A 19351-nucleotide genomic window follows, 5' to 3' on the forward strand; every position below is an offset into this window, starting at 1 on the left:
GCGGGGCCAGCCCAGCACTTCGCGCGGCCCCGCCTTCGCGCGGGCCGGCCACCACCGGGGCGGCCCGGGCCGCCGCGGGGGCGGGGCGCGCGACACCGTCTCGTGTCGCGCGCCCGGCCCCGGAAGCCGTGTCCCTCCGGCGGGAGGGCTACTTCTTGCGGCGGCGGCCGCCCTTCTGCGCCTTGCGCCGCTCCGCGCGGGTCATCCCGTCCGCCTCGGACCGGGCCGAGCCGTCACCGTTCTCGAAGTCGCCCTCGATGACGCCGCCCTCGCCGTCCACGGTCGGCGCGGAGAAGTGCAGCCGGTCCGGCCGCTGCGGCGCGTCCAGGCCCTTGGCCCGGATCTCGGGGCGCCCGGCGCCCGCCTGCGCCGGAACGGCGTCCTCCTTGGCCAGCGACGGCCGCGCGGCCGCGTCCTGCACCGGGACCTCCTCGACCTGCTGCTCGACCTGGACCTCCAGGTTGAACAGGTAGCCGACGGACTCCTCCTTGATGCCCTCCATCATCGCGGTGAACATGTCGAAGCCCTCGCGCTGGTACTCGACCAGCGGGTCCTTCTGCGCCATCGCGCGGAGGCCGATGCCCTCCTGGAGGTAGTCCATCTCGTAGAGGTGCTCGCGCCACTTGCGGTCCAGCACGGACAGCACGACCCGCCGCTCCAGCTCACGCATGATCTCGGAGCCGAGCTGCTTCTCCCGCGCGTCGTACTGCTCGTGGATGTCCTCCTTGACGGACTCCGCGATGAACTCGGCGGTGATGCCCGCGCGGTCGCCCGCCGCCTCCTCCAGCTCCTCGATGGTGACCTTGCACGGGTAGAGCTGCTTGAAGGCGCCCCACAGCCGCTCCAGGTCCCACTCCTCCGCGAAGCCCTCGACCGTCTCCGCCTCGATGTAGGCGTCGATGGTGTCGTCCATGAAGTGGCGGATCTGCTCGTGCAGGTCCTCGCCCTCCAGGACGCGGCGGCGCTCGCCGTAGATGACCTCGCGCTGCCGGTTGAGCACCTCGTCGTACTTCAGGACGTTCTTACGGGTCTCGAAGTTCTGCTGCTCGACCTGCGACTGCGCGGACGCGATCGCGCGCGTGACCATCTTGTTCTCGATCGGCACGTCGTCGGGGACGTTCGCCATCGACATCACACGCTCGACCATCTGCGCCTTGAACAGCCGCATCAGGTCGTCGCCCAGCGACAGGTAGAAGCGGGACTCGCCCGGGTCGCCCTGACGGCCGGAACGACCGCGGAGCTGGTTGTCGATGCGCCGCGACTCGTGCCGCTCGGTGCCCAGCACGTACAGCCCGCCGAGCTCCTTGACCTCCTCCGACTCCGCCTTGACGGCGAGTTCGGCCTTCTCCAGGGCGGCGGGCAGCGCGGCCACCCACTCCTCCTGGTGCTCCACCGGGTCCAGGCCGCGCTGGCGCAGCTCCGCCTCGGCGAGGTCGTCCGGGTTGCCGCCGAGCTTGATGTCGGTACCGCGGCCGGCCATGTTGGTGGCGACGGTGACGGCGCCCTTGCGGCCGGCCTGGGCGACGATCGACGCCTCACGGTCGTGCTGCTTGGCGTTGAGCACCTCGTGCTGGATGCCGCGCTTGGAGAGCTGCTGCGAGAGGTACTCGGACTTCTCGACCGACGTCGTGCCGACGAGGATCGGCTGGCCCTTCTTGTGCTTCTCCTCGATGTCGTCGACGACCGCGGCGAACTTCGCCACCTCGGTGCGGTAGATCAGGTCCGACTGGTCCTTGCGGACCATCGGCCGGTTCGTCGGGATCGGGACGACGCCCAGCTTGTAGATCTGGTGGAACTCGGCGGCCTCGGTCATGGCCGTACCGGTCATACCGGACAGCTTGTCGTAGAGGCGGAAGAAGTTCTGGAGCGTGATCGTGGCGAGGGTCTGGTTCTCGTCCTTGATGTCCACCCCTTCCTTCGCCTCGATCGCCTGGTGCATGCCCTCGTTGTAGCGGCGGCCCGCGAGGATACGGCCGGTGTGCTCGTCGACGATCATGACTTCGCCGTCGATGACGACGTAGTCCTTGTCCTTCTTGAACAGTTCCTTCGCCTTGATGGCGTTGTTCAGGTAACCGACGAGCGGGGTGTTCACCGACTCGTAGAGGTTGTCGATGCCCAGCCAGTCCTCGACCTTGGCGACACCGGCCTCGTGGATGGCGACGGTGCGCTTCTTCTCGTCGACCTCGTAGTCGCCGGTCTCCTCGATGCCCTTGAGCGGGTTCCCGGGCTCGCCCTTCTTGAGGCGGGTGACGAGCTTGGCGAAGTCGCCGTACCACTTGGTGGCCTGGTCGGCCGGGCCGGAGATGATCAGCGGCGTACGGGCCTCGTCGACCAGGATGGAGTCCACCTCGTCGACACAGGCGAAGTTGTGGCCGCGCTGGACCAGCTCGTCCTGGGACCACGCCATGTTGTCGCGCAGGTAGTCGAAGCCGAACTCGTTGTTCGTGCCGTACGTGATGTCGCAGCTGTACATCTCGCGGCGCTGCGCGGGCGACATGTTGGCGAGGATGCAGCCGACCGTCAGGCCCAGGAACTTGTGGACCCGGCCCATCATCTCGGAGTCGCGCTCGGCCAGGTAGTCGTTGACCGTGATCAGGTGCACGCCCTTGCCGGACAGCGCGTTCAGGTACGCGGGCAGCGTGCCGACGAGGGTCTTGCCCTCACCGGTCTTCATCTCGGCCACGTAACCGAGGTGCAGCGCGGCGCCGCCCATGAGCTGCACGTCGTAGTGGCGCTGGCCGAGCACGCGCTTGGCGGCCTCGCGGACCGTGGCGAAGGCTTCGGGCATCAGGTCGTCGAGGCTCTCACCGTCGGCGTACCGCTGCTTGTACTCCTCGGTGAGCGCCCGCAACTCGGCGTCGGAGAGGTTGACGAAGTCCTCTTCGATGGAGTTGACCTGGTCCGCGATGCGGTGCAGTTTGCGCAGGATCTTGCCTTCGCCTGCACGCATGAGCTTGTTGAAGACGGACACTGAGGCTGGTCTCCTTGCCGGTCGGGCCTGGCACTAGGTCTTGTCATGGACACTGGCACGGGCACGGCAGGTGGGCCCCACCGCAACGGCCATCGTAAGCGAGGACGCCACCGCGCCGGGAGGTCCGCGCTCACCTGGGCCGACCGCCATGCCGACATGCCGCCCCCAAGGACAACGCGCGGGACCTGCCGAAGGTGCCGCTGAACCCGAAAAGTGTTCGCCCCCTCCCTTGGCCGCGCACCAGAATCCCGTCATGGAGCCCGTCACCCTCACCACCGAGCGCCTGTCCCTGGCCGCCTTCACGCCTGCCGACGCCGACGAGGTGCTCGCCGCCTGCCAGGACCCGGCGGTCCAGCGCTGGATCTCCGTCCCGGTCCCCTACGAGCGGCGCCACGCGGAGGACTTCGTCGGCCGCCACGTCCCGGAGGGCTGGGGCGGCGACACGGAGTACACCTTCGCCGCCCGCCCCCGCGACGGCGGCCCGCTGCTGGTCTCCGCCGGCCTCCACCACCCGCGCTCGGGCTGCTGGGAGATCGGCTTCTACACGGTCCGCGAGCACCGGGGCCACGGGTACGCGACCGAGGCGGTGCTGGCCCTGGCCCGCTGGGCCTTCACCGGCCTCGGCTGCTCCCGCCTGGAGTGGCGCGCCCAGGTCGGCAACCCGGCCTCCCGCGCGGTCGCCGAGAAGGCCGGTTTCACCATGGAGGGCACCCTGCGCGCGGGCATGGAGCACCGGGGGACGGTCCGCGACTGCTGGATCGGCGCCCTGCTCCCCTCCGACCTCGGGCTGGCGTCCCGGCAGCCCTACCTGCCGGCCCGGCGCAACCCGGTCTGAGGTCCCCGCCGCCCCCGCCCGCTGTCAGTGCCCCCGTCTATCGTGCCCAGCATGACGACCGTGCGGACCATGACGCCCCTGCCGCCTCCCACCGCCGAGCTCTCCGCCGACGAGGCCCGTCGTATCGCGCTGCGCGCCCAGGGCTTCCTGGGCGCGCCGGACCGCCGCGCGGGGGTGCGCGGCGTCCTGCGCCGGCTGGGCGCCGTCCAGCTGGACACCATCTCGGTGCTGGCCCGCTCCCACGAACTGGTGCCGTACGCACGGCTGGGCGCCGTCGGCCGCACCACCGTCGACAGCGCGTACTGGACCGGCACGCACGCCTTCGAGTACTGGTCGCACGCGGCGTGCGTCCTGCCGATCGAGGAGTGGCCGCACTTCGCCTTCCGCCGCCGCGCCTACCGCGAGCGCCCGCAGTGGCACCACGACCTGCCGGACGGCGCCTACGAGACGGTGATCAAGCAGCTGCGCGACGAGGGACCGCTGACGGCCACGGAGCTGGGCGGCGCCAAGAACGGCGGCGAGTGGTGGGACTGGTCCGCCTCCAAGGTCGCCGTCGAGCGGGCGCTGATGTACGGGGAGGTGGTGTGCACCGAGCGGCGCGGCTGGAAGCGGGTGTACGACCTCGCCGAGCGTGCCGTGCCCGGCGAGCTGCTGCACGACGAGCTGGACGACGCCGAGTGCCTGCGCCGGCTGGTGCGGCTGGCCGGTCAGGCGCTGGGCGTGGGCACCCGCGCGGACATCGCCGACTATCACCGCCTCAAGGGCGAGCAGTTCGACGCGGTGGTCGCCGACTCGGGGCTGGTTCCGGTGCGGGTGGCGGGCTGGGACAAGCCGGCCTGGGCGGACCCGGAGGCGCTGGCGAGCGTGCCGCGCGGCCGGCACCGTACGACCCTGCTGTCACCGTTCGACTCCCTGATCTGGGAACGGGCGCGGACGGAGCGGATCTTCGGCTTCACCCACCGCCTGGAGGCGTACGTCCCCAAGCAGAAGCGGATACACGGCTACTTCGCAATGCCGCTGCTCGCCGGCGGGAAGCTGGTGGGCCGGGTCGATCCGGCGCGTGAGGGGACGACCCTGGTGGCCAAGCAGGTGTCACTGTCCTCCCCGAAGGCCGTCGCCCCCATGGCCGAGGCACTGCGGGAGGCCGCGGAGTGGGTGGGCTGCGACGCCGTGCGGGTCGAGCGGGTGGACCGGCCGGAGCTCGCCCCGGAGCTGATGTCCGCGCTGGCCCGTCTCACCTGATCTCGAGGATCTTCTCCCGCATCGCGTAGACCACCGCTTCCATCCTGGAGTGCAGCTGGAGCTTCTCCAGGATGTTGCGGACGTGGTTCTTCACGGTGTTCTCGGAGATGAACAGTTCCTTGGCGATGTCCCGGTTGTTCATGCCGGTGGCCACGAGCTTGAGGACCTCCAGCTCGCGGTCGGTCAGCCGGGGCGCCGGGACGAGCCTGCGCTCGTCGGTGCGCTGGATCATCGACTTGAACTCGGTGAGCAGCTTGGACGCCATGGAGGGGCTGATCTGCGACTGTCCGTCGGCGACCGCCCGGATGGCCGTGGCGACCTCGTCGGTGGAGATCTCCTTGAGGAGGTAGCCGGTCGCGCCCGCCTTGATCGCGTCGTAGAGGTCGGCCTCCTCGTCGCTGATCGTCAGCATGATGATCTTGGCGCTGGGGGCCACCTCCTTGATGGAGGTGCAGGCCTCGATGCCGCCGCGCTTGGGCATCCGGACGTCCATCAGGATGATGTCGGGCAGCAGGTCGGCCGCTTTGTCGACGGCTTCCGCGCCGTCGCCCGCCTCGCCCACCACCTGGATGTCCTCCTCCTGGGCGAGGACGATCTCCAGGCCCCTGCGGAAGAGCGCGTGGTCGTCCACGACCAGGACCCGGATGGGTTCCTTGCGGGACGTGCCGTCGTCGGTGCCGGTACCGCTTCCGAAGCCCGCGCCGCCCACCGGGGCGTCGGAGCCGCCCGGGTGGTGCACCGGGCCGAAGCTGTCCGCCATCGTTCCTCCCCCTGCAGGCCTGCCTGACGTTCGCGTGCGGTACGCCAACCCCGGCCCCGAGAGGTGCGATTGGCGTGCCTCGCCATGATTTCATGCCCGGACGGCGAGACGGTGATCCTGCGGTCGCACGGTGGTGCCCCTGGGGGCGCACACGGCGCTTCCAGGGGCACCACCGGGGTGCTTCAGCTTCGGTCAGCCACCGAGCGCGCCACCCGCGCCGCCTGCCTCGGAGCCGGCCAGCGGGTCGCTCTCCAGGTGGATGACGCCGTAGTCGTAGGCGTGCCGGCGGTAGACGACACTGGGCTGCTTGGTCTCGGAGTCCACGAACAAATAGAAGTCGTGCCCGACGAGTTCCATCTCGTAGAGAGCCTGGTCGAGCGACATGGGGGCGGCCGTGTGGGTCTTCTCGCGGACTACCAGAGGTCCTTCGCCCTTCACCTCCAGCGGGCCCATCCGTGTGGTGGGCACCGAGTCGCGCTCCTCCACCGCCACGGAGCCGTTTCCGTTCAGGTGGGCGACGCCCGGAACGGCGTCGGCGACCTCGGCGGCCGACAGCCGGCCGTTGCCGCGGCGGGTGTGCCGCTTGTCGTGCTGCTTGCGCAGCCGTGCTTCGAGCTTGCCCGTCGCCAGGTCAAGGGCTGCGTAGGGGTCGCCTGCCGCCGCCTCCGCCCGGATCACCGGTCCCCGGGAGTGGAGGGTGATCTCCACGCGGTCGGACCGGTCGGCCTGCCGCGGGTTGTGTTCCTTGGACACCTCGACGTCGAGGCTGATCACCTTGGCGTCGAGCTTCTGGATCTTCTCCAGCTTCAGCTTCTCGGCCACGTGCTTGCGGAACCGCTCGGGCACCTCGGTTTTGCGGCCTTTGACGACGATGTCCACGCAGAACTCCGTTCCCGGATCGCCTGCCGACCCACCGGCCGGCGAGCATCTCCCTTTTGCACCAGACCCCGGCATGTACCGGAGCCTCGGACTTGGCGACTCGACCTCCTCCTCCCCCGTCGGCAAGATCCCCACCCCACCACCTCGATGTCCTGACCGTTACCCGGAATCTGGCCGGAAGCACGGCAGTGCATTCGGTGAAGCGCGGCTTTCGCCATTCCTCACACCCGAACATAGCTCGCTCGGACGGATGTCGGCACCCGCTGCCCGCACGAACCTCCGATCAGGTGTTTTTGCGCTCTCAGTAACTGCAACGATGCAAGTTCCCCGTCAGTTCCGGTTTAATTCGAACGAGATCGACGGTGCCGCGACGACCGCCGCGCTCACCCGAACGGGTCCCCCCGATCGCGGCCCGGAACCCGCCCGCAGCGCCCTGGCCGCCTCGGCCAGCGAGGCGCCCGTGGTCATGAGGTCGTCGACCAGGACGACCCGGGCCGACCCGGGAGCCCGGCCGCGTCCGCCGCTACCGCTGCCCGCGCCGTCCGCGATCAGACGTCCCGCACCGGGCACCACCTCCAGGGCACCCGCCAGGTTCGCCAGCCGCTCCCGGGCGCCCAGCCCGGACTGGTCCGCGACCGCCCGGCGCTGCCGCAGCACCGGCAGCACCCGCGCGGTGCTGCCGCTCCGGCGCAGCTCCCCCGCAGCCGCGAGCGCGATCCGCCGCACCGCGTCATGGCCACGTGCCCGTACCGCGCGCCGTGAGGAGGGCACCGGTACCAGGAGCAGCTCTCCGCCTCCCGGGGCCCCGCAGAGGGCCACGGAGGCCCGTACGGCCCCGGCCAGCGCGATGCCGAGGGGCCGGGCCAGCCCCAGCGCTCCTCGCTCCTTGTGCCCCAGCAGCACCGCCCGTACCGCGTCCGCGTACGGCGCGGCGGCGCAGACCACCGGCAGCCCGGCCGGCTCCGGGTCGGGCCTCACCCGCCGCCCGCCCGGCCGGCACAGCACCCGCCGGCACGCCTCGCACAGCGGGGTGCGCGCCCGCGCGCATCCGCCGCAGGCGACCGGCAGCACCAGCCCCGTGATCTCCCGCCACCACCAGCGCATGGCCCCACTCTCCCGCCGCCCGGGCCGGTCATCCACCCCTGTGGACAACCGGCCGGCCGAGCCGCCGGGCATGGACCGGCCGTCAGCCGGGGTAGACGGGGAAGGTGCCCTTCTCGACCATCGGCTGCCAGTTCGCACCGGCCTGGAGACGGACGATGCCCACGTCCGCCGAGGCCGCCACCAGGGGCGCCCGCTCGTCGTTTGACGCGGCGACCACCTTCACCTGGTTGAGACCGGGGACCGCCGCGGCCGACGTCGAACCGTCCGTCTGGATGTAGCGCACCTGCTGCACCCCGCCGGCCAGCTTGCCCAGCACCACCAGCCGGCTCTGCCCGGCCCACGACACCGACGTCACCGACTCCATCCGGGGCGCGACGGCCTGCGGGTCGACGATCCGCACCGTCTGCTTGGCGCCGGTGCCCTGCCGCTCGACCCGCCCGATGTGCAGGGTCGTCCGGCCGCCCTTCGACAGCAGCAGCGCCATGCGCACCCCGTCCTCGGACACCCGCAGCGCCTCGACCCGCACCCCGTCGGCGAGCCACGGTGCCGAGACCGGCAGCGGCTCCTCGGCGCCGTTCGGCAGGTACAGCAGCCGGGGGTCGGCCGGATCGCGGTCGGCGATCCACAGGCCGCCGCGGCCGTCCCAGGTCGGTGCGGACAGGCGGTCGTCCGGACCGGGACCGTCACTGCGCAACAGCGGCGCCGGCGGCTCGTGCGTGTCGGAGACGACGGAACCCACCCGCAGGTAGCGGTCGTCGTCCGTGACCGCGGCCGCCCTGCGCTCGTCCCGCGCGACGGCGACCCTGGTGAGCCGCACCGCCCCGTTCCCGAACGGTCCGGGCACGTTCGTCGGCCTGCCCATGTTCTCCACCCCCGCGTCGAGCTTGGCCAGCCGGCCGGACGCGTCGACGAAATAGGTGCTCGGCCTCAGACCGCCCGAAGGATCGGCCCGGTAGTTCTCCTTCTGACTCTCCCCCAGTACGCACAGCGCGCCGCCGTCCGCCCGCTGCAACTCGACCTGCTCCACCCTGGCCGAGCCCAGGTCCCCGAGCGTGAACAGCAATTGCGCCGCCATTGCCTTGCACGTCTCGAAGCCGATGTTGTCCGCTTTCTCATTCAGCGGCACCTTGAGCTTGTTCTGGTCGTCGGGCGTCAGTGACGTGACGCCCTCCTTCAGTGCCACGCCGGTGGGGAAACTCGAATCCACCACCGGGTCGAGCCAGTTCGTCGGACCTTCGAGGAGCGCCTTGACCGTCTGCGCCACCGGGTCCATCCGGGTCACCGGATCCTGGCGCTGCCGGATGTAGACCGGGTCGGCCACGACCCAGCGCCGGCCGGACGCGAAGTAATACGTGTTGACCGACCGGTAGTTGCGCTGGAAGTCCGACTCCCCGAGCAGCAGCCCCGGCGGGAGGCTGTCGATGCGCCATTCCTTGCCCTTGCCGTCCGGGCCGGGCACCTGCACCAGTTGGATCGTCCCGTTGTACGGGGTCGTCCGCGTCGGCTCGTAGGCGTGACGGCTGTCGACCGTCGCGACCTGGTCCCCCCGCAAGGGGTAGACGAGGCGGTCCTGCGCCTCCCGGATGCCGATCCGCTCCCGGCGGCTGACCGGCGCGGCCATCAGGACCGTGGTCCGCTCCTCGGGCTTCCACTCCCGGGCCGCCTTCTTGGTCAGGTACGTCCGGGCCGTGGCGAACCCCGGGTCGTCACCCGTCATCGCCTCCAGGAACCCGTTGACGACCTCGTCCGGCTCCGCGTTCTCCCGCGGTGACACCGGATACACCCGCACCTGGGAGTCCCCGGGGTTGGACGCCTTGACCTGCGAGACGTCCCCGCTGTCCGGCATCGCCCCGCACCCGGCCAGCAGCACACCGCATCCGAGCAGCCCGGCTGCGCGCACCGTACGTCCACGGCCGCGTCGACGCTCAGCGCCCACGAGTCGTACCCTCCCGATTTCCGTCCCGCGTCGTGGACGAGGCCCCCTCGCCCGCCCGCTCACCCGCGCCGCGCGCCACCACCCGCGAACCGCTGCCGGGCAGGGCCGTCGGATCGGCGGCCACCTGCGCCGCCTGCCGGGGCGGCAGTGCCGTACGCCCCGGACCGGCCGGCCCCGCCCGGCCCGGGCCCGCGGCCTGGCCGGGCACCGTGGGCAGCCGGCCCGCGGCCAGCGTCGCCTCCTCGGCGGCGGCCCGCTCGCGGTTGCGCCGCGAGTCCTCCGGCTCCAGGGGTATCGGCGAACCGCGCAGCGGCTCGTCCGCCGTGCGCGGCAGCGTCAGCCGGAACTGCGAACCGCCTCCCGGCTCGCCCCACGCCTGAAGCCAGCCACCGTGCAGCCGCGCGTCCTCCACGGCGATCGACAGCCCCAGCCCCGTACCGCCCGTGGTGCGGGCGCGCGCCGGGTCGGCCCGCCAGAAGCGGTTGAACACCCGCGTCGCCTCGCCGGGCTTGAGCCCGACGCCGTAGTCGCGCACCGCCACGGCCACCGCGCCGCCCGCGGCCGCCATCCGCACCACCACGTCCCGGCCCTCACCGTGCTCCACGGCGTTGACGACCAGGTTCCGCAGCACCCGCTCGACCCTGCGCGCGTCGGCCTCGGCGACCACCGGCTGCTCGTCACCGACCACCAGGATCCGTCCGCCCTTGCGCTCGGCCAGCGGCTCGGCCCCGCCGATCACCCTGCGCACGACCTCCCGCAGGTCTATCGGCTCGGCCTCCAGCGCCGCCGCCCCCGCGTCGAACCGGCTGATCTCCAGGAGGTCGGCCAGCAGCGACTCGAAGCGGTCCAACTGGTCCCCGAGCAGTTCCGCGGACCGCGCCGTCACCGGGTCGAAGTCCTCGCGGGCCTCGTAGATGACGTCGGCCGCCATCCGTACGGTGGTCAGCGGGGTGCGCAGCTCGTGCGAGACGTCCGACACGAACCGGCGCTGCATCCGCGACAGCTCCTCCAACTGCTGGATCTTGTGCTGGAGGTTCTGCGCCATCTTGTTGAAGGCCTCGCCGAGCCGCGCGATGTCGTCCTCGCCGGTGACCTTCATCCGTTCCTGGAGCCGGCCCGCCGACAGCCGCTCGGCGATCCCGGCCGCCATCCGCACCGGCGTCACCACCTGCCGCACCACCAGCCAGGCGATCGCGCCCAGCAGCACCACGACGAACAGTCCGGCCGTCGCGAGGGTCGTCTTGACCAGCGCGAGCGAGTCCTCCTCCTGCGTCAGCGGGAAGAGGTAGTACAGCTCGTAGGAGTTGCCGTCGATGTCGTTGAGGCGCTTGCCGATGACCAGCCCTGCCTCGGACTGCTTGCCGTCCGAGTAGTTGATCCGGGTGTACGTCTGGAACGTCCCCGTGCCCTCCGCGACCGCGTCCCGAAGCTGCGCCGGGATGCTCCGCGACGGCTCCACACCGCCCGAGGCGCGCGCGCCACGGCTCTGCGCCGCGCCCTCCGTGTCGGAGCTGAGGGCCACCACGTTGAACGCGCCCTGACCGCCGCTCGCGAGCTGCACGACCAGGTCGGACCGCCAGTTCAGCGAAGCCCGCCCGGTACCGCCGTCCGGACCGCCCGGGCCCGGCTGCTCGTTCGCCTGGTCCTGGGCCGCCGAGAAGCCGCCCGACGCCTGGCTCTGGGCGGCCCGCTCCTTGGCGTCCAGCAGACCGTTGCGCATCTGGCCGATGACGACGAACCCGAGCAGCAGCACCACGCCGAGCGACATCAGCAGGGTGGCGACGACCACCCGCAGCTGGATGTTCCGCCGCCACAGCCGCAGCGCCGGCAGCAGCGGGCGCCTCACCCAGCGCACCAGCAGCCGGAGCACCGGCCCGCCCGGTGCCCCGTCCTGGAGCAGGCGGCCGGGCCGCCACGGCTGACGTCCCTGCCCGGCAGCCCGCCCCGCACGGACTCCCGGGTTCCCGGGCTTCGGAGCAGCACTGCCGCGGGACATATCAGCTGGGTCCGGCCTTGTAACCGACACCACGCACGGTGACGACGATCTCCGGCCGCTCCGGGTCCTTCTCGACCTTGGAGCGCAGCCGCTGCACATGGACGTTCACCAGCCGGGTGTCGGCGGCGTGGCGGTAGCCCCACACCTGCTCCAGCAGCACCTCGCGGGTGAACACCTGCCACGGCTTGCGGGCCAGCGCGACGAGCAGGTCGAACTCGAGCGGCGTCAGGGCGATCGACTGCCCGTCCCGCTTCACCGAGTGACCGGCCACGTCGATGACCAGGTCACCGATCGTGAGCTGCTCCGGCGCCGGCTCCTCCGACCTCCGCAGCCGCGCCCGGATGCGGGCGACCAGCTCCTTCGGCTTGAACGGCTTGACGATGTAGTCGTCGGCCCCGGACTCCAGACCGACCACCACGTCGACGGTGTCGCTCTTGGCCGTGAGCATCACGATCGGCACCCCGGACTCGGCCCGGATGAGCCGGCACACCTCGATGCCGTCCCTTCCGGGCAGCATGAGGTCCAGCAGCACCAGGTCCGGCTTGGCCTCCCGGAAAGCAGCAAGTGCCTTGTCGCCGTCCGCTACGAACGACGGCTCGAAACCTTCACCACGCAGCACAATCCCGAGCATCTCGGCCAGTGCGGTGTCGTCGTCGACGACAAGGACGCGTCCCTTCATATTCGACATCATCCCATTAGCTAATCGTTACCCGGCGTGACCTGGCACACAGCTCGGCAATTCCACCCCCGGTGACGGGGGAGACCACCCCCAGATCGGTGACGATCGCCGTCACCAGTTCCGGGGGCGTGACATCGAACGCGGGGTTGTACGCCTGCGTTCCCAGCGGGGCCACCGGCAGTCCGCCGCCGGCCGCCGCCCCCGCCCCGCCGACCGCCACCTGCGGCGGTGCGGTGAGCTCCGTCACTTCCTGCCCGGCGCGCTGCTCCACCTCGATGGACGCCCCGTCCGGGGTCGCCAAGTCGATCGTGGTGACGGGCGCCACCACGATGAACGGTACGTGGTGGTACCTGGCCAGCACCGCCAGCGGGTAGCTGCCGATCTTGTTGGCCACCGAGCCGTCGGCGGCGATCCGGTCGGCGCCGATCAGCACGGCGTCCACCTCTCCGGCCGAGAACAGCGAACCCGCCGCGTTGTCCGTCAGCAGCGTGTACGCCATCCCGGTCCGGGCCGCCTCGTACGCCGTGAGCCTCGCCCCCTGCAACAGCGGCCGCGTCTCGTCCACCCACAGCCGCCGCAGCCGGCCCGCCCGGTGCGCCTCCAGCGCCACGGCGAACGCCGTGCCCTCCCCGCCCGAGACGAGCGCCCCGGTGTTGCAGTGGGTCAGGATCCGGTGCCCGCCGCCCGGCAGGAGCTCGTCCAGCAGCGCCAGCCCGTGCGCCGCCATCAGCGCACTGGCCTCGGCGTCCTCCCGGTGCAGGTCCCTGGCCTCCGTGAGCGCCGCCCGGGCGGCCCGCTCCCGGGTCTCGCCCTTCTCCAGCGCCGCCCGGTACGCGCCGGCCGCCCGCCGCACCCCGTACGCCAGGTTCACCGCGGTGGGCCGCGCCCCCGCCAGCGACCCGGCGGCCTCGTCCACGTCGTAGCCCCGCACCGCGGCCAGCGCCACCCCGTACGCACCGGCGATGCCGAGCAGCGGCGCCCCGCGCACGGCGAGCGTCTGGATCGCCCGGACCAGCCCCGGCACGTCCGTGCAGACCAGCTCGACCTCCTCGGCGGGCAGCCGCGTCTGGTCGAGGAGCACCACCATGGGCCCTTCCGGCGGTTCCTCCCAGCGCAGGGAAGGCAGCGTGGGCGGGACGGAGCCGATGGGCGTCTGTGCGTACTGATCAGCCATCCGCCCAGTCTGCCCGCTGAGCCACGGACAATGAAGGTGCCGAGGAGATCCGGCCCCAGGCCCGGCCGGGAACGGCGCGTGGCACCATGGCTGCCAACCTGCCGCCCCACGGAGCGGCCCGGCACCGTGACCGAGCCGGCTCGACGAGCCGGCACCGCGACCAACGCACGAGGTGGACGACCGTGAACGACACTCCGGGCTGGGCCTCGCCCGGATCCTCCCCCTCCGACGGCCGGGGCTCCGACGCCGACCGGCCCGCCGAGCCCTCCGGCGCCCCCGGCACGCCCTCGAAGTGGTCCGCGAACCAGCCGCCCGCGGGCCAGTGGTCCCCGCCGACCGCGCCCGGCCCGTCCGGCCCGGTCCCGCCCCGCGCCCCCGCACCCGACTGGGGCGGTGGTCAGCACCAGGGCGCCTGGGGCCGGCCGCCCGCCGCCAAGCCCGGCGTCATCCCGCTGCGGCCACTCGGCGTCGGCGAGATCCTCGACGGTGCCGTCTCCACCCTGCGCGCCCACTGGCGGACCGTACTCGGCATCACGCTCACCGTCTCCGTGATCACGCAGATCGGCGACATCCTCGTCCAGCGCTACCTCGTCCCCGCGCCGCCGCAGCTCAGCGCGGACCCGACGCCGGAAGAGGCCCTGGCCCAGTCGGTGGAGTCCCTCAAGGCGAGCCTCGTCTCGCTGGGCCCCACGATGATCCTGACCCTCATCGGCACGTTCATCACCACCGCCGTGCTGACCATCGTCATCAGCCGTGCCGTGCTGGGCCGGCCGGTGACGCTCTCCGACGCCTGGCGAGAGGCCCGCCCGAGGCTCCCCCAGCTCCTCGGTCTCACCCTGCTGCTGCCGCTGCTGAGCGCCGCCGTGATGGCCGTGGGCCTGCTCCCGGGCCTGCTCCTGGGCGGCTCCGCCCCCGGCGTACTGCTCACGGTCCTGGGCGGCCTCGCCGCTCTCGTGGGCATCGTCTGGCTGCTGGTCCGCTTCAGCCTGTCCTACTCGGCGCTGATGCTGGAACGGCAGGGCGTGATCGCCTCCCTGCGGCGGTCCGCCAAGCTCGTCCAGGGCGCCTGGTGGCGGATCTTCGGCGTCCTGACGCTCACCATGCTGCTCATGTTCCTCATCTCCATGATCATCGCCATTCCGTTCACGGTCATCGCGTTCGCGGTGGACGGCGAGGGACTCGGCGGCCTGCTCACCGGCTCCGCCCCGGAGTTCGGCTGGCCGTTCCTGATCATCACCGGGATCGGCGCGGTCATCGCCGCCTCCATCACCTACCCGATCTCCTCCGGCGTCTCGGTCCTGCTCTACATCGACCAGCGCATCCGCCGGGAGGCCCTCGACCTGGACCTGGCCCGCGCCGCCGGCGTGCCCGGGTACGGGCCGGCCGACGGCACCACCTCCGGGGGCTGATGCGGTGCCGGCCACGGGGGGCGTGACGACGGCGTGGCCGACGGTCCACGCGGGCGACGACGTACCACTGGACATCCCGCGCGTCCCCGCCCGTGAGGCGGCCGAGCGGGAACTGTCCGATCCGCGGTACCACGAGAACGACCCGAACCTGCTCCAACGGGCGCTCGACGGCTTCTGGGACTGGCTCGGCCGGCTCTTCGACTCCGCCTCGGGGGCCACTCCGGGCGGCCCGCTCGGCCTCGTGGCGATCGCCGTGATCGTCCTGGCCCTCCTGGGCGCCCTGTGGTGGCGGCTCGGCACCCCCCGGCGCGAGCCCGTCACCACGGACCCTCTCTTCGACGACCGCACCCGCGGCGCCGCCGACTACCGCGCGGCAGCCGAGGAGCACGCCGCCGCCGGCCGCTGGAACCAGGCCGTCCAGGAACGGATGCGGGCCGTCGTCCGCTCCCTGGAGGAACGCACCCTCCTCGACCCGCGCCCCGGCCGCACCGCCGACGAAGCCGCGGCCGAAGCCGGCCGGTCCCTCCCCGCCCACGCGGACGGACTCCACGCCGCCGCCCGCGCGTTCGACGACGTCACGTACGGTGGCCGCACCGCCGACAGGAGCGCGTACCAGCGCCTCAAGCACCTGGACACCGCTGTGGAACGGGCCAAGCCCGAATCGAGTACCGCTCCCCGGGGAGCGGCCGGATGAGCACCCCTTCCACCACCTCTCCCACCTCGACGGACCTCTCCGCCCGCCAGACGTGGACCCGGGCCCGAGGGCTGCTGATCGCCCTGGCCGCCCTCGTCGCGGCCGGCATCGTCATGGCCCTGGTACGCGCCGACACCCAGCACGGCCACCTCGATCCCCGCTCCGCCGACCCCCAGGGCAGCCGGGCCGTCGCCGAACTGCTCAGGCACCGGGGCGTCACCACTCGCACCGTCACCACCCTCGAAGAAGCGACCGCCGCGACCGGCCCCGACACCACCCTCCTGGTCACCACCCCCGACCTGCTGACGGACCACCAGCAGCACCTCATGCGCGCCCACATGGACTCCGCGGGCGGCCGCACCGTCCTCCTCTCCGCCGGAGCCCCCTCCGTCAGCACCCTGGCCCCCGGAGTGAACGCGGACTCCTCCGCCCCGGTCTCGGCCCGCGCCCCCCGGTGCTCGCTGCCCGCCGCCGAACGGGCCGGCACGGTCGACCTCGGCGGAGAGCTCTACTCGACCGCCCTCCCCGGCAGCGACACCTGCTACCCCAGCGGCACCTCCGCCGCGCTCGTCCGGGTCAATTCCCCCGCGCGGGGGGACACCGTCCTCCTCGGCTCTCCCGACCTCCTCTACAACGAGCGCCTGGACCAGCAGGGCAACGCCTCGCTCGCCCTGCAACTGCTCGGTTCCCGACCGCATCTCGTCTGGTACCTCCCCTCGCTCGACGACCCCTCCGCCTCCGGCGGTGGCGGCGACACCGGTGACGGGGAAGAAGGCACCGAGCGCGGATTCCTCGAACTGATCCCCTCCGGCTGGCTGTGGGGCACCCTCCAACTCGCCCTCGCCGCCGTGCTCGCCGCCATCTGGCGCGCCCGCCGCCTCGGCCCCCTCGTCACCGAACGGCTCCCCGTCACCATCCGCGCCTCCGAGACCACCGAGGGCCGCGCCCGCCTCTACCGCCGCACCAACGCCCGCGACCGCGCGGCCACCGTCCTGCGCGCCGCCACCCGTACCCGACTCGCCCCCCTCCTGGGTGTCCCGCCGACGGAAGCCCACTCCCCGGACGCCCTGCTCCCCGCCGTGTCGGCACGTTCCACCACCGGGGACAGGGACCTCCGGGACCTCCTCTTCGGCCCGATCCCCGCCGACGACGCCGCTCTCACCCTCCTCGCAGACCAACTCGACGCCCTCGAAAGAGAGGTACGCACCTCATGAGTGCCCCGACCCCCGAGACCGCTGAGAACTCGGACAGCGCCCGCTCCTCCCTGGAGGCACTGCGCACCGAGATCGGGAAGGCCGTGGTCGGGCAGGACCCCGTCGTCACCGGACTCGTCGTCGCCCTGCTCTGCCGAGGTCACGTCCTCCTGGAGGGCGTGCCCGGTGTCGCCAAGACGCTGCTCGTCCGCGCGCTCGCCGCCTCTCTCGAACTGGGCACCAAGCGAGTTCAGTTCACCCCCGACCTGATGCCGAGTGACGTCACCGGCTCCCTGGTCTATGACGCCCGTACCGCCGAGTTCTCCTTCCAGCCGGGCCCGGTTTTCACCAACCTCCTGCTCGCCGACGAGATCAACCGCACGCCCCCCAAGACCCAGTCGTCGCTCCTGGAGGCGATGGAAGAGCGTCAGGTCACGGTCGACGGAACCCCGCGCCCGCTGCCCGAGCCCTTCCTCGTCGCCGCCACCCAGAACCCCGTCGAGTACGAGGGCACCTACCCGCTCCCCGAAGCCCAACTGGACCGCTTCCTGCTGAAACTGACGGTCCCGCTTCCGTCGCGCCAGGACGAGATCAACGTCCTGACCCGGCACGCCGAAGGGTTCAACCCGCGCGACCTGCGAGCCGCCGGGGTGCGCCCGGTCGCCGGCCCGGCCGACCTGGAGGCCGCCCGCGCGGCCGTCGCGAAGACCCAGGTCACCGCCGAGATCGCCGGTTACGTCGTCGATATCTGCCGTGCCACCCGCGATTCCCCCTCACTCACTCTCGGCGTCTCACCCCGAGGCGCCACCGCGCTGCTCTCCACCGCCCGCGCCTGGGCCTGGCTCACCGGCCGCGACTACGTCATCCCCGACGATGTGAAAGCCCTCGCCCTGCCCACGCTGCGCCACCGCGTCCAACTGCGGCCCGAGGCCGAGATGGAAGGAGTCACCCCCGACTCCGTCATCACGGCGATCCTCACCCACGTCCCCGTCCCCCGATGAGGCGGTGAACCGTGGCCCTCACCGGACGCACCGCGCTCCTCGCCGCCATCGGCGCCCTCCCCGTCGGCATCCTCGCCCCCGGCTGGACGGGAATGCTGGCGGTGAACGCCCCGCTTTCACTCGCAATTCTGTGCGACTACGCGCTCGCCGCGCCAGTGCGAACACTCCGGTTCACCCGAAGTGGTGACACAAGCGTTCGACTGGGTGACGCCGCCGAAGTACACCTCACCGTCACCAACCCGTCCCGGCGGCGCCTCCGCGCCCAGCTCCGCGACGCCTGGCCGCCCAGCAGCTGGGTCCCCGGCTCTGAGCGCACCGCCTCCCGGCACACGGCCGCCATTCCGGCGGGCGAGCGACGGCGGTTCACCACGGTCCTCCGCCCCACCCGCCGCGGCGACCGGCACGCCGAACGCGTCACCGTCCGCTCGTACGGACCTCTCGGCCTCGCCGCCCGCCAGGGCAACCACGAGGTGCCCTGGACGGTCCGCGTCCTGCCGCCCTTCGCGAGCCGCAAGCACCTGCCGTCCAAGCTGGCCCGGCTCCGCGAGCTCGACGGCCGCACCAGCGTCCTCGTCCGAGGCCAGGGCACCGAGTTCGACAGCCTCCGCGAGTACGTCCCCGGCGACGACACCCGCTCCATCGACTGGCGCGCGACCGCCCGCCACACCACCGTCGCGGTCAGGACCTGGCGCCCCGAGCGGGACCGCCACATCCTCGTCGTCCTGGACACCGGCCGCACCTCGGCGGGCCGCGTCGGCGACGTGCCCCGCCTCGACGCGTCCATGGACGCCGCCCTCCTCCTCACCGCACTCGCCTCCCGAGCCGGCGACCGCGTGGACCTCCTGGCCTATGACCGCCGCATCCGGACCCTCGTCCAAGGCCGTTCCGCCAAGGACGTCCTCCCGGCCGTCGTCGACGCCCTCGCCCCGCTCGAACCGGAGCTGGTGGAGACCGACGCCCGGGGCCTCGGCTCGGCCGCCCTCAGCCACGCTCCCCGCCGCTCGCTCGTCGTCCTGCTGACGAGCCTGGAAGCCGCCCCCGTCGAAGAGGGCCTGCTCCCCGTCCTGTCCCAGCTCACTCAGCGCCACACGGTCCTGGTGGCGTCCGTGACCGACCCGCACACAGAAGCGATGAGCACAGCGCGGGGCAGCGCCGAGGCGGTCTACGAGGCCGCCGCCGGCACGCAGACGCAAGCGCAACGCCGCCGTACCGCGGAACAGCTCCAACGCCACGGTGTCACCGTCGTGGACGCGACGCCCGACAATCTGGCGCCGGCCCTTGCCGATGCCTATCTGGCCCTCAAGGCAGCAGGCCGTCTCTGACCTCTCCCCTCGGCGTACCGGTCCCGTTTCAGAGACAGGGGTCGGTACGCAGAAAACCCCCCGTGAACGCAGAAAAGCCCCGCACCAGAAGGTGCGGGGCTTTCCCACAATAATTGTTCGGCGGCGTCCTACTCTCCCACAGGGTCCCCCCTGCAG

15 protein-coding genes are annotated in these 19351 nt (G+C 72.2%); 7 read left to right on the forward strand and 8 right to left on the reverse strand.

The features are described 5' to 3' along the window. Positions 1 to 148: 148 nt before the first annotated feature. Entirely contained in the window at positions 149 to 2971 is a 2823-nt protein-coding gene (gene secA / locus ACF068_RS31785; RefSeq protein WP_392277788.1) for a preprotein translocase subunit SecA, read from the reverse strand. 253 nt (positions 2972 to 3224) lie between these two features. On the opposite strand from secA, the gene ACF068_RS31790 reads away from it, so the two are divergent. Together ACF068_RS31790 and ACF068_RS31795 are read left to right on the forward strand one after the other, a co-directional pair. Beyond that, the gene (locus tag ACF068_RS31790) at positions 3225 to 3806 is read left to right on the forward strand and encodes a GNAT family N-acetyltransferase (RefSeq protein ID WP_392277789.1); all 582 of its coding nucleotides are present in this window, start codon (positions 3225 to 3227) and stop codon (positions 3804 to 3806) included. A 69-nt stretch (positions 3807 to 3875) separates the two neighbouring features. Further along, positions 3876 to 5048, forward strand: coding sequence for a winged helix-turn-helix domain-containing protein (locus ACF068_RS31795; protein ID WP_392277801.1), 1173 nt, complete (start codon positions 3876 to 3878; stop codon positions 5046 to 5048). Here ACF068_RS31795 and ACF068_RS31800 read toward each other — a convergent pair. From ACF068_RS31800 to mtnA, 7 genes are all read right to left on the reverse strand, one after another. Beyond that, entirely contained in the window at positions 5041 to 5808 is a 768-nt protein-coding gene (locus ACF068_RS31800; RefSeq protein WP_392277790.1) for a response regulator, read from the reverse strand. The genes ACF068_RS31795 and ACF068_RS31800 overlap by 8 nt on opposite strands. Positions 5809 to 6000: 192 nt before the next feature. After that, positions 6001 to 6687 (reverse strand): ribosome hibernation-promoting factor, HPF/YfiA family, encoded by a 687-nt coding sequence (gene hpf / locus ACF068_RS31805; protein ID WP_392277791.1) that lies wholly within the window; start codon positions 6685 to 6687, stop codon positions 6001 to 6003. A gap of 330 nt (positions 6688 to 7017) precedes the next feature. Next, entirely contained in the window at positions 7018 to 7791 is a 774-nt protein-coding gene (locus ACF068_RS31810; protein WP_392277792.1) for a ComF family protein, read from the reverse strand. An 82-nt stretch (positions 7792 to 7873) separates the two neighbouring features. After that, positions 7874 to 9727 (reverse strand): LpqB family beta-propeller domain-containing protein, encoded by a 1854-nt coding sequence (locus tag ACF068_RS31815; RefSeq protein WP_392277793.1) that lies wholly within the window; start codon positions 9725 to 9727, stop codon positions 7874 to 7876. Then, on the reverse strand, positions 9717 to 11723 hold the full coding sequence (gene mtrB / locus ACF068_RS31820) for an MtrAB system histidine kinase MtrB (protein ID WP_392277794.1): 2007 nt from the start codon (positions 11721 to 11723) through the stop codon (positions 9717 to 9719). Before mtrB ends, ACF068_RS31815 begins: the two co-directional genes overlap by 11 nt. Before the next feature lies 1 nt (position 11724). After that, on the reverse strand, positions 11725 to 12414 hold the full coding sequence (gene mtrA, locus ACF068_RS31825; protein WP_219852863.1) for a two-component system response regulator MtrA: 690 nt from the start codon (positions 12412 to 12414) through the stop codon (positions 11725 to 11727). A 4-nt stretch (positions 12415 to 12418) separates the two neighbouring features. Then, positions 12419 to 13576, reverse strand: coding sequence for an S-methyl-5-thioribose-1-phosphate isomerase (gene mtnA / locus ACF068_RS31830; protein WP_392277795.1), 1158 nt, complete (start codon positions 13574 to 13576; stop codon positions 12419 to 12421). A gap of 182 nt (positions 13577 to 13758) precedes the next feature. Here mtnA and ACF068_RS31835 point away from each other — a divergent pair, with 182 nt between their 5' ends. From ACF068_RS31835 to ACF068_RS31855, 5 genes are read left to right on the forward strand one after another with little or no spacing between them, the layout of a single operon-like run. Next, entirely contained in the window at positions 13759 to 14985 is a 1227-nt protein-coding gene (locus tag ACF068_RS31835) for a hypothetical protein (protein ID WP_392277796.1), read from the forward strand. Between the two features lie 4 nt (positions 14986 to 14989). Next, positions 14990 to 15679, forward strand: coding sequence for a DUF4129 domain-containing protein (locus ACF068_RS31840; protein ID WP_392277797.1), 690 nt, complete (start codon positions 14990 to 14992; stop codon positions 15677 to 15679). Next, positions 15676 to 16893 carry a DUF4350 domain-containing protein gene (locus ACF068_RS31845; RefSeq protein ID WP_392277798.1) on the forward strand — a complete coding sequence of 406 codons (1218 nt, stop codon included), beginning with the start codon at positions 15676 to 15678 and terminating at the stop codon, positions 16891 to 16893. Before ACF068_RS31840 ends, ACF068_RS31845 begins: the two co-directional genes overlap by 4 nt. After that, positions 16890 to 17873 (forward strand): AAA family ATPase, encoded by a 984-nt coding sequence (locus ACF068_RS31850; protein WP_392277799.1) that lies wholly within the window; start codon positions 16890 to 16892, stop codon positions 17871 to 17873. Before ACF068_RS31845 ends, ACF068_RS31850 begins: the two co-directional genes overlap by 4 nt. Positions 17874 to 17884: 11 nt before the next feature. Then, positions 17885 to 19195 carry a DUF58 domain-containing protein gene (locus ACF068_RS31855; protein WP_392277800.1) on the forward strand — a complete coding sequence of 437 codons (1311 nt, stop codon included), beginning with the start codon at positions 17885 to 17887 and terminating at the stop codon, positions 19193 to 19195. Positions 19196 to 19351: the final 156 nt, after the last annotated feature.

It is taken from the genome of Streptomyces sp. NPDC016309 (assembly GCF_043077235.1).
Lineage (GTDB): Bacteria > Actinomycetota > Actinomycetes > Streptomycetales > Streptomycetaceae > Streptomyces.